At 70.6% G+C, this 8,922-nt stretch carries 9 protein-coding genes; 5 read left to right on the top strand and 4 right to left on the bottom strand.

All coding sequences use genetic code 11. The features are described 5' to 3' along the window. Nucleotides 1–156 precede the first annotated feature (156 nt). Nucleotides 157–348, bottom strand: a complete 192-nt coding sequence (locus ACIPJI_RS23345; RefSeq protein ID WP_307710001.1) for a DUF2795 domain-containing protein — start codon at nucleotides 346–348, stop codon at nucleotides 157–159. Between the two features lie 246 nt (nucleotides 349–594). Between ACIPJI_RS23345 and ACIPJI_RS23340 the strand changes: the two genes are divergently transcribed. Beyond that, nucleotides 595–1,821, top strand: a complete 1,227-nt coding sequence (locus ACIPJI_RS23340) for a PP2C family protein-serine/threonine phosphatase (RefSeq protein ID WP_356619602.1) — start codon at nucleotides 595–597, stop codon at nucleotides 1,819–1,821. 83 nt (nucleotides 1,822–1,904) lie between these two features. Here ACIPJI_RS23340 and ACIPJI_RS23335 read toward each other — a convergent pair whose 3' ends face one another. After that, nucleotides 1,905–2,132 carry a hypothetical protein gene (locus tag ACIPJI_RS23335; RefSeq protein WP_307710002.1) on the bottom strand — a complete coding sequence of 76 codons (228 nt, stop codon included), beginning with the start codon at nucleotides 2,130–2,132 and terminating at the stop codon, nucleotides 1,905–1,907. Nucleotides 2,133–2,392: 260 nt separating this feature from the next. Here ACIPJI_RS23335 and ACIPJI_RS23330 point away from each other — a divergent pair, with 260 nt between their 5' ends. After that, nucleotides 2,393–3,730, top strand: coding sequence for an SGNH/GDSL hydrolase family protein (locus ACIPJI_RS23330; protein ID WP_402248760.1), 1,338 nt, complete (start codon nucleotides 2,393–2,395; stop codon nucleotides 3,728–3,730). Nucleotides 3,731–3,815: 85 nt separating this feature from the next. Next, nucleotides 3,816–5,471, top strand: coding sequence for a GMC oxidoreductase (locus ACIPJI_RS23325; RefSeq protein ID WP_402248507.1), 1,656 nt, complete (start codon nucleotides 3,816–3,818; stop codon nucleotides 5,469–5,471). Between the two features lie 37 nt (nucleotides 5,472–5,508). Here the strand turns inward: ACIPJI_RS23325 and ACIPJI_RS23320 are convergent, their stop codons facing one another. Continuing rightward, nucleotides 5,509–5,988, bottom strand: coding sequence for a carboxymuconolactone decarboxylase family protein (locus tag ACIPJI_RS23320; protein WP_402248505.1), 480 nt, complete (start codon nucleotides 5,986–5,988; stop codon nucleotides 5,509–5,511). Next, nucleotides 5,985–7,064, bottom strand: coding sequence for a dihydrodipicolinate reductase (locus ACIPJI_RS23315; RefSeq protein ID WP_402248504.1), 1,080 nt, complete (start codon nucleotides 7,062–7,064; stop codon nucleotides 5,985–5,987). Before ACIPJI_RS23315 ends, ACIPJI_RS23320 begins: the two co-directional genes overlap by 4 nt. Before the next feature lie 178 nt (nucleotides 7,065–7,242). Here ACIPJI_RS23315 and ACIPJI_RS23310 point away from each other — a divergent pair, with 178 nt between their 5' ends. Both ACIPJI_RS23310 and ACIPJI_RS23305 read left to right on the top strand, forming a co-directional pair. Then, nucleotides 7,243–7,839: a gamma carbonic anhydrase family protein gene (locus ACIPJI_RS23310; protein ID WP_402248502.1), complete on the top strand. Its 597-nt coding sequence runs from the start codon at nucleotides 7,243–7,245 to the stop codon at nucleotides 7,837–7,839. Nucleotides 7,840–7,971: 132 nt separating this feature from the next. Next, nucleotides 7,972–8,802, top strand: coding sequence for an SDR family NAD(P)-dependent oxidoreductase (locus ACIPJI_RS23305; RefSeq protein ID WP_402248500.1), 831 nt, complete (start codon nucleotides 7,972–7,974; stop codon nucleotides 8,800–8,802). The last annotated feature ends 120 nt before the right edge of the window (nucleotides 8,803–8,922 follow it).

Below are 8,922 nucleotides of genomic sequence, written 5' to 3'. Positions count from 1 at the left end.
GCCGCCGCCCCCCCCCCCGCCCGCGCCGCCCCCCCCGGGGGGCGGGCCCCCCCCCCCCGGGGGCGCCCCCCCCCCCCCCCGGGGGCCGCCCCCCCCCCCCCGGGGGGGGGGGGGGCCCGCGGCCGCGGTTCGGACTGCCGCCGGTGAAGGGCCGGCTCAGGATTCCTTGCTGACCTCCTTGCTCACGGCGGCCGGCGAGTCGTACCTCTTGCTCGGCAGGGAGTCGAGCGCGGACATGATCTCCTTGCCCGCTCCGTGCTTGCTCGCCTGGTCGACGATCTCTTCCTTCGACGCGGGGTAGTTCACGCCGCCGAGGGCCTTCTGCATTTCGATGGGGTTCACGTCCATGTGCCGATGGGTACCCCTGGCCGTCGACGACCGACACCGGATGCCACTCGAGTCACACCAATGGAGCGCGGCCCGCCGCTCCGGCGGCTCGGACGGGGGCGACCGCGGGCGGATCGACGGCCGCGCCTCGCTCTGCCGCCGGTCCTCGGTGTGGGACCGTGGAAAGGACCAGGCACGGAGCCCATCGGTTCCTCATGGAAGAGGGTGCGTGGTGACGTGAGCGACCGGGACACGGACGTGCGGCGCATGCTGGTGGGATTGCTCGCCGACAGCCATGTGATGTCCTTCGAGCACCTGCCCGAGCTGGTATCCCGGCACGCGGCGACCGCGGGCGTCACCGATGTCCAGATCTATCTGGGCGATCTCCAGCGCGATGTACTGCGGCTGCTTCCCACGGAGGGCCGGCAGGCTGAGCGGATGCACCCGGCGGAGGTGCACGTCGAGGGCTCCGTGGCCGGGCGGGCCTACCAGTACGGACGCATCACGGCCGGCGCGACCGGCACGGACGGCGCACAGTGCTGGTGGATCCCGCTGCTTGACGGCACCGAGCGGCTCGGCGTGCTGCACGTGGCCGCGAGGGCCGACGACGAGAGTGCCCAGGAGGCCCTGCTGGCGCTGGCCTCGCTGGTGGCGATGCTGGTGGTGAGCTGCCGGGTCACGAGTGACTCCTACGCCCGTCTCAGCCGCAGCAAAGCAATGAACGTGGCGGCGGAGATGCAGTGGCAGCTGATGCCGCCGCGCACCTACGCGGACGGCCGGGTCACCATCGGAGCCGTGATGGAGCCCGCCTACCAGGTGAGCGGCGACGCCTACGACTACGCCATCGCCGGGGACATCGTCCACCTGTCCGTCTTCGACGCCATGGGGCACGACACCGCGGCCGGTCTGACCGCGAACCTCGCCGTGGGCGCCTGCCGCAACCGCCGCCGACAGGGAACCGGCCTCGCCGACCTGGGAGACGCCATCGAGACGGTGATCCTCGAACAGTTCGGGCACAACCGCTACGTCACCGGGATCCTCGCCGATCTCGACACCACCACCGGCGTCCTGACCTGGATCAGCAGGGGGCATCACCCCCCGGTCGTCATCCGCGGCGGACGCTGGAGCAGCCTGCTGAACTGCCCTCCCTCCCACCCCATGGGCAGCGACCTGGACCTGCCGACCACGGTGTGCAGGGAGCATCTGCAGCCGGGCGACCGCGTCGTCCTCTACACCGACGGCATCACGGAAGCACGCACGGCAGCCGGTGTGGAGTTCGGGCTCGCCGCCTTCGTCGACTTCCTGATCCGCCACCACGCCGACGGCCTGCCGGTGCCGGAAACCCTGCGCCGACTCATGCGCGCGCTCCGTCAGCACCACAACGACCGGCTCCAGGACGACGCCACCATCCTGCTGTGCGAATGGCTCGGCCCGGAGAGACTCTCCACCGCGAGTACCGCCCCGGTGGCCGGAGTGCCCCTGCCGGACCACTGAGACCGCCGAGAGGACGGCTCGACGGGACGGTTCGACGTGACGGCCGGCCGGACGGCTGCGCCGCCGCGCGGCCGTCCGACCGGTCAAGAGCCCTCTTCGTCGTCCTTCTGTACCCCCTGCAGGGATTCACCGCTGCCCGTACCACGGGAGTTGTAACCCTCAGTAGCGCTCGCTGTCCCAGGAACCGTGCGTTCCTGGGGCTGCTGCTCGCGTCCCGAGTGCGCTCCCGGGCCGCGGTCGGCCCGCTCCTTGTGTTCCGTGTCCTCGTGGCGTTCCCGGTCGTTCTGCGGAGACTTCTCGGTTCCGGCCATGGACGCTGCACTCCCTTTCCGTTCCGGACGGAGAGCTGTTCCTGCTTCTGACATGTGTGTTCGGAGTACCCCGTTGCCGAGGACGCATGTCCGGGCCGGGTGGCAGTCACGGGGTGAGGCAGTGGCGAGCGTCGGTCGGACGCAGGGCCCTTGATTCCCGACACCCGTCTGATGCCCGGGCGCCGGACCCGCTGGCAGGGTTTTCCGGGTCACCGGACGAACCGGTGCTCCTCAGAGAGGTCCCGCGACCCATGAAGCGAATGTCACCCGCCCTCGGCACGGCGGCGGCAGGGATGGTCGCCGCCGTTGTCACCGCTACGTCTTCGCTGTCCGGAGCCGTGCACCCGCAGACCGACGAGGCCCCCTCCCGCCCCGCCGCGAGCGAGTACCGCTCGTCCGGACAGTGGCTGCACAGCTGGGTGTCGATGCCGCAGTTGACGGAGCCCGGCAACATGCCACCCGCGCCGTTCACCCGGCCCGGTCTGGTGCTGGCCGACAGCACGGTGCGGCAGACCGTGCACGTGTCGACCGGCGGGCAGCGGTTGCGGCTGCGGTTCTCCAACGCGTTCGGTGGCACGGCGCTGCCCCTCACCGCCGCATCCGTGGCTCTTCCCGTCGACGGACGGGCAGGCGTCAGCGGCATCCGGGCGGGATCCTCGCGGCCGGTGAGCTTCGAGGGGCGTTCCTCCGTCACCGTTCCGGTGGGGGCGCAGGCGGTCTCCGACCCGCTGGACTTCGATCTGAAGCCCGGCTCCAACCTCACCGTGACGGTGTATCTGGCCGAGGGGCAGGCGTCGGAGTCCATCACCTCGCACCCCGGCTCCAGGACCACCACGTATCTGAAAGCCGGCGACCACGCGCGGGACACGGAGCTGCCCGGGGCGACCGGCACGGACCACTGGTACTTCCTGAGCGGTGTCGAGGTGTGGTCGCCCCGCGCCGCCGGAGCCGCCGTGGTGCTCGGCGACTCGCTCACCGACGGCCGCGGTTCCACCACCAACCTGAACAACCGCTGGCCGGACCTGCTGCTGCGGCGACTTCAGTCCCGGCGCGGTACGGCGGACACCGCGATCCTCAATCAGGCGGCCGGTGGCAACCGGGTGCTCAACGACGGCCTCGGGCCCAACGCCCTGGCGCGGCTGGACCGTGACGTCCTGGCGTCCAGCGGTGTGGAGTGGCTGGTGGTCTTCGAGGGGGTGAACGACATCGGCACGGCCGCGGCCACCCCTGCCGCACAGAAGGAGGTCGTGGACGATCTGACGGCGGCCTACGGCCAGATCGTCACCCGGGCGCACGCCCAGGGCATACAGGTGTACGGGGCGACGCTGACCCCCTTCGGGGACAACGCCGGCTACGACGACCCCGAGGGCCACCGTGAAGCTTCCCGTCAGGCCGTCAACGACTGGATCCGTACCAGCGGCCGGTTCGACGCCGTGATCGACTTCGACAAGGTGGCGCGCGACCCGGACAGCCCCCGGCAGTTGCTCCCACCCTTCGACGTCGGCGACCACCTGCATCTGAACCCGACGGGGTATCAGGCACTCGCCGACGCCGTGCCCGCGTCCCTGTTCCGTCAACGCCCGCTGACTCGGGGCTGACGAAGTTACCTTCAGGTATGCCGTGACTTCATGCATGCGCAGCAGTAGAACGTGTTCCCATTCACTCAAGAGTGAGGAACGTCACATGAACCCTGCGCCCTTATTGGGCCCGAGTGACAGAGGTCCGTCGCGCCGTCAGCTCATGACGGGAACCGGTTCTATTCTTGGGGCCGCGATCCTCACGGGTCACGGCCCGGCCGCCGCCCGCGCGAAGTCCGCCCTCTCCGCCCCGGCCGCCGCCCCGATCCCTGACGGGGCACACGTCTCCGCTCTGGTGATCGGCACCGGATACGGCGGTTCGGTCGCCGCCCTGCGCCTGGCGCGGGCGGGCGTCGACGTCCACATGATCGAGATGGGGATGTCCTGGGACACCCCGGGACCGGACGGCCGGATCTTCGCCAACACCACGAGGCCCGACCACCGGTCCTTCTGGCTGCGCACCAGGACCAAACAGCCGCTCAGCGACTTCCTCGGCTTCCCGCTCGACAAGGACGTCCCCCGCTGGACCGGCATCCTCGACGCGGAGGAGTTCGGCGGCATCACGGTCTACCAGGGCCGCGGTGTCGGCGGCGGCTCACTGGTGAACGGCGGCATGGCCGTGACGCCCCGGCGTGAGAACTTCCCGGCCGTCCTGCCGTCGGTGAACGCCGACGAGATGTACGACATCTACTACCCGCGCGCCAACGCCGCGCTGGGTGTCGGCGTCGTCGACCAGGGCTGGTGGGAGTCCGCGGCCTGCTACCAGTACGCCAGGGTCGGGCGGAAGCACGCCGAGCGTTCCGGCTTCCCGTTCGTCCTGGTGCCGGGCGTGTACGACTGGGACTACCTGGAGCAGGAGGCCGCCGGCACCGTGCCCGCGTCCGCCCTGGCGGGCGAGGTCCTCTTCGGCAACAACCACGGCAAGAAGTCGCTGCCGAGGACCTACCTCGCCCGTGCCGCGGCGACGGGCAGAGTCTTCGTCTCGCCGCTGCACAAGGTCACCTCGGTCGCACCGGCCGGCGGTGGCGGCTACACGGTCGTCATGGAACAGCTGAACACCGGCGGCGACGTCACCGCGGTCAAGGCCGTCACCGCGGACAAGGTGTTCTTCGCGGCGGGAAGCGTCGGCACCAGTAAACTGCTCACCCGGCTGAAGGCCACCGGCGTACTGCCCGGCCTCAACGGCGAGATCGGAAAGGGCTGGGGCGACAACGGCAACGTCATGTGCGGCCGCGCCAACCACATGTGGGACGCGACCGGCAGACTCCAGGCGTCCATGCCCACCGCGGGGATCGACAACTGGCGGGCCGGTGGCGCCTTCGCCGAGGTCGCGCCCCTGCCCACAGGAATCGAGACCTACGCGTCCTTCTACCTGTCCATCACCAAGAACCCGCACCGCGCCGCGTTCTCCTGGGACGCGGCCGCCGGCAAGGTCGTCCTCGACTGGCAGACCGCGTGGAAGCAGCCCTCCATCGACGCCGCCAGGACGATCTTCGACAGGATCAACGCCAAGGAGGGGACGATCTACCGGACCGACCTCTTCGGCGCGTACAAGATCTGGGGCGACCACCTCACCTACCACCCCCTGGGAGGCGCCGTACTGAACCGGGCGACGGACAACTACGGCCGCCTCCACGGCCATCCGGGGCTCTACGTCATCGACGGCTCGCTGATCCCCGGCAACACCAGCGTCAACCCGTTCGTCACCATCACGGCGCTCGCGGAACGCAACATCGAAAAGATCATCGCCACGGACCTGTGACGGGGACGGCCGGTGCGACCGGTCCGCCTCGGCCGGCTCAGTGCCCGGGGAGCACGCACATGGTGTCCAGCCCCAGCACATGGTTGAGCCGGCCGAACGCCAGCCACGCGCCGATGCTCATGCTCAGCTCCACGATCTCGGTCTGGCTGTAATGCGAGGTCATCCGGCTCCAGAACTCGTCGTCGAGGCCGTGGTGGTCGGTGGCGTACCGCTCCGCGTACTCGGCGGCCAGCCTGGTGCGGTCGTCGAACGTGTCGGCGGTGCGCCAACCGGTCACCGCGTCGGCGAAGCCGTCCTCGACCCTGCGGCCGTCGCGTTCGGTCCGCCAGTCGAGGCAGAAGGAGCAGCCGTTGATCTGCGCGATCCGCAACCGCGCGGCCTCGAACTCCCGCAGGCCGAGGGTGGTGTGGGCGTACACCGCCAGGGAGAAGTCGGAGGCGGCCGTGCCGATGCCGGGGACCATCTCTCCCCATACGTACTCGATCGGGTCCCTGCCCTCGGGTATGTCGATGTTCATCGTCGTGTCCTTCCCAGTCTGCCGACCGCGGGGCGCAGGGGGACGTCGAGCGCGTCGTAGAGGCCCGGCGGCGCGTCCACGAGCCAGTCGACGGCGCTCACCAGCCGGCCCACCGCGGTGGCGTTGCCGCCCGCGGACCGGTTCTCGTCCTCGTCGGTGGCCTCGACCGTGACCTCGATACGTGGACGGCCCTCGATGATCACCCGGTGCGCGCCCGTGCCGTCGGGCGGCGCCGGCCAGCCGGGCGCGCAGGACGGGTGGATGCGGGTGATGTGCTCGACGACGATGCGGGGTTCGCCGCCGACGATTCCCTGCACCTCGAAACGCACCGCGCCCTGGGTGCCCGCCTCGAATTCGCCCATCGTCCTTGTGCTCACGGTGGCGTCCAGCGGACAGCGTTCCAAGGTCTCGCGGATCTCGTCGAGTTCGACGTCGAGGGCCCTCGCCATGAGCCGTATCTGCCCGCCCCACACCATGGTGGGGACCGTCGGCGCGAGCATCGGCGGCGCGTAGTCCATCGGCATCCCCATGCCGATCAGATACCGGACCGAGTCGGGCTGGTCATAAGTGGAGTAGTCGAAGATCTCCTGGCAGCGGATCGCGTCCACGGTGGTGCCGAGCCCGCTGATCAGCAGGGGCAGCACGTCGTTGCCCCAGCCGGGGTCGACGCCGGAGACGAACAGTGAGCCGCCGCCCGCCTCGACGGCGGCCAGCACCGGGTCCCGTAACTCCGCGGGGGCGCTCCGCGGGTCGTAGAGGGCGTACATCGACGGGGTGACGACGACGGCCCCCGCCCTGATCGCCCGGACGACGTCGGCGAGCGCCTCGTCGGGGCGGATGTCCCCGGTCGCCGCGTACACCACCGCCCGCGGACCGGCGGCCAGCACCGCTTCGACGTCGTCGGTCGCCGCGAGCCCGAGCCGGTGGCCGAGACCGCCCAGTTCACCCGCGTCACGGCCCACCTTGGCGGGGTTGTGGACGATGACGGCGGTGAGTGCCAGCGCGGGGTGGGCCGCCACGGCACGGATCGCCGCACGGCCTGTGTTGCCCGTTCCCCAGACCACCGTGGAAATCATGCGCCGGAGGGTAACGCCGGTGCCTGAAGGTTCCTAGAGCCATGACGGCGGGCATTCGGACGGAGCGACCGTCAGCCGCAGAGCGAGAAGGACGACCGCAGCCGTCGCGCTCACGAGGCCACGCTGCCCCGCTGGGACGCCGTGATGTCGTCGGCCGACAGGCCCTAGTCTCAGTGACATGCTGATCGAACACCGCGGCAGGAGCCCTGTAGTCCCCCCGTCCGCCTATGTCGCTCCCTCGGCAGTCCTGTGCGGAGCCGTCGTCCTGGGGGAGCGGGCGCGTGTGCTGCACGGCGCGGTCCTCACCGCGGAGGACGGCGAAGTGCGCATGGGAGCGGACGTGGTGGTGATGGAGCATTCACTCGTCCGCGGCCGGGCGGGGCATCCGGCGGTAGTGGGGGACGCGGTGCTCATCGGCCCGCACACGCATGTCAACGGTGCGATTGTCGAGGACGAGGTCTTCGTGGCGACGGGTGCGTCGATCTTCCCCGGCGCGGTGGCCGGGGCCCGCTCCGAGCTGCGGATCAACAGTGTGCTGCACGTCAACTCCCGGCTGGCGCCGGGGACGGTCGTCCCGATCGGGTGGATCGCCGCCGGAGATCCGGCCGAGTTGTTCTCCCCGGACCGGCACGACGAGCTGTGGGACAAGCAGCGGGAGCTCGACTTCCCGGGCACCGTCTACGGGCTCCCGCGAGGGACCGGGATGCGCACCCTGATGGCCCGCCAGGCCGCTTACTACGGAGCCCACATGGACGATCGGCCGCTGAACGGCTGACATGGCGTGCCCGTGCACACGGCCGTTCAGGCACCGGCGCACACGGCCGTGATCACGCCTGAGCCTGGTGGTGGTGACACCAGGCTCAGCACACACTCCCTGCCCGGTCGTCCGCCCACCAGGATGACCGGCATGAACGGACCCACCACTTTGATCACCGGCGCGACCCAGGGCCTGGGCCGCGGAATCGCGTTCGACCTCGCACGCCGCGGCGGAACCGTGCTGCTCCACGGCCGTGACCGGGGACGCCTCGACGCGGTGGCGGCCGAGGTGCGGGCGACGGCACCCGAGGCCACCGTGCGCACCTACCTCGCCGACCTGGCGGATCTCCGCCAGGTGCAGGCGATGGCCGCCCGGATCCTGGCCGCCGAACCGCGGCTCGACGCACTGGTGAACAACGCCGTCGCCGGTGGCGGCACCGAGCCCTTGCGGCGCGAACTGAGCGCCCAAGGCCACGAGTTGCGTTTCGCCGTCAACCATCTGGCGCCGTATGCCCTCGTCCGTGGCCTGCTGCCCCTGCTGACGTCCTCGTCGCCCGCCCGCGTGGTCAACGTCGCCTCGATCGGGCAGGAACGCATCGACTTCGACGACGTCATGCTGGAGCGGGGCTACGAGGGGCTGCGCGCCTACTGCCGCAGCAAGCTCGCACTGATCATGGCCACCTTCGAACTGGCCGGGGAACTCGCCGGCACGGGTGTCACCGTCAACGCCCTGCACCCGGCGCACCTGATGGACACCCAAGGGGTGCGGGACTACGGCCTCACACCCGTCATCGGCGTCGAGGAAGGCGTCAGGCCGACCGTACGGCTGGTCACCGATCCGGAGGTGGCCGGCGTGACCGGCCGCTACTTCGACCGCTTCACCGACTCCGCTGCCCACGAGCAGGCTTACGACGCCGAGGCCCGCAAGCGCCTCATGGAACTGACGCACCGCCTCATCGGAGAGCCGCACAACGGGCAGTGAGCGGCTGCCGGGCCCGGGGGAGCCCGGCGGCCTCGGCCCGATGGGTGTCGTGTTCACGTAAATCTGGGAAACCGGCCACCACGCGGGCGGCCGCGTGACACCGGCCCACTGAAGACTTCC

Source organism: Streptomyces sp. NPDC086835 (assembly GCF_044745705.1).
In the GTDB taxonomy this organism is placed as follows: domain Bacteria; phylum Actinomycetota; class Actinomycetes; order Streptomycetales; family Streptomycetaceae; genus Streptomyces.
Note: the sequence above shows the minus strand (reverse complement) of the source record. Positions and strands in the feature narration are given on the sequence as shown.

What these genes read in the sequence shown, in the direction of transcription:
- ACIPJI_RS23345 (WP_307710001.1), bottom strand. Translation starts at nt 348, where the DNA reads ATGGACGTGAACCCCATCGAAATGCAGAAGGCCCTCGGCGGCGTGAAC.
- ACIPJI_RS23340 (WP_356619602.1), top strand. Translation starts at nt 595, where the DNA reads ATGCTGGTGGGATTGCTCGCCGACAGCCATGTGATGTCCTTCGAGCAC.
- ACIPJI_RS23335 (WP_307710002.1), bottom strand. Translation starts at nt 2,132, where the DNA reads ATGGCCGGAACCGAGAAGTCTCCGCAGAACGACCGGGAACGCCACGAG.
- ACIPJI_RS23330 (WP_402248760.1), top strand. Translation starts at nt 2,393, where the DNA reads ATGTCACCCGCCCTCGGCACGGCGGCGGCAGGGATGGTCGCCGCCGTT.
- ACIPJI_RS23325 (WP_402248507.1), top strand. Translation starts at nt 3,816, where the DNA reads ATGAACCCTGCGCCCTTATTGGGCCCGAGTGACAGAGGTCCGTCGCGC.
- ACIPJI_RS23320 (WP_402248505.1), bottom strand. Translation starts at nt 5,988, where the DNA reads ATGAACATCGACATACCCGAGGGCAGGGACCCGATCGAGTACGTATGG.
- ACIPJI_RS23315 (WP_402248504.1), bottom strand. Translation starts at nt 7,064, where the DNA reads ATGATTTCCACGGTGGTCTGGGGAACGGGCAACACAGGCCGTGCGGCG.
- ACIPJI_RS23310 (WP_402248502.1), top strand. Translation starts at nt 7,243, where the DNA reads ATGCTGATCGAACACCGCGGCAGGAGCCCTGTAGTCCCCCCGTCCGCC.
- ACIPJI_RS23305 (WP_402248500.1), top strand. Translation starts at nt 7,972, where the DNA reads ATGAACGGACCCACCACTTTGATCACCGGCGCGACCCAGGGCCTGGGC.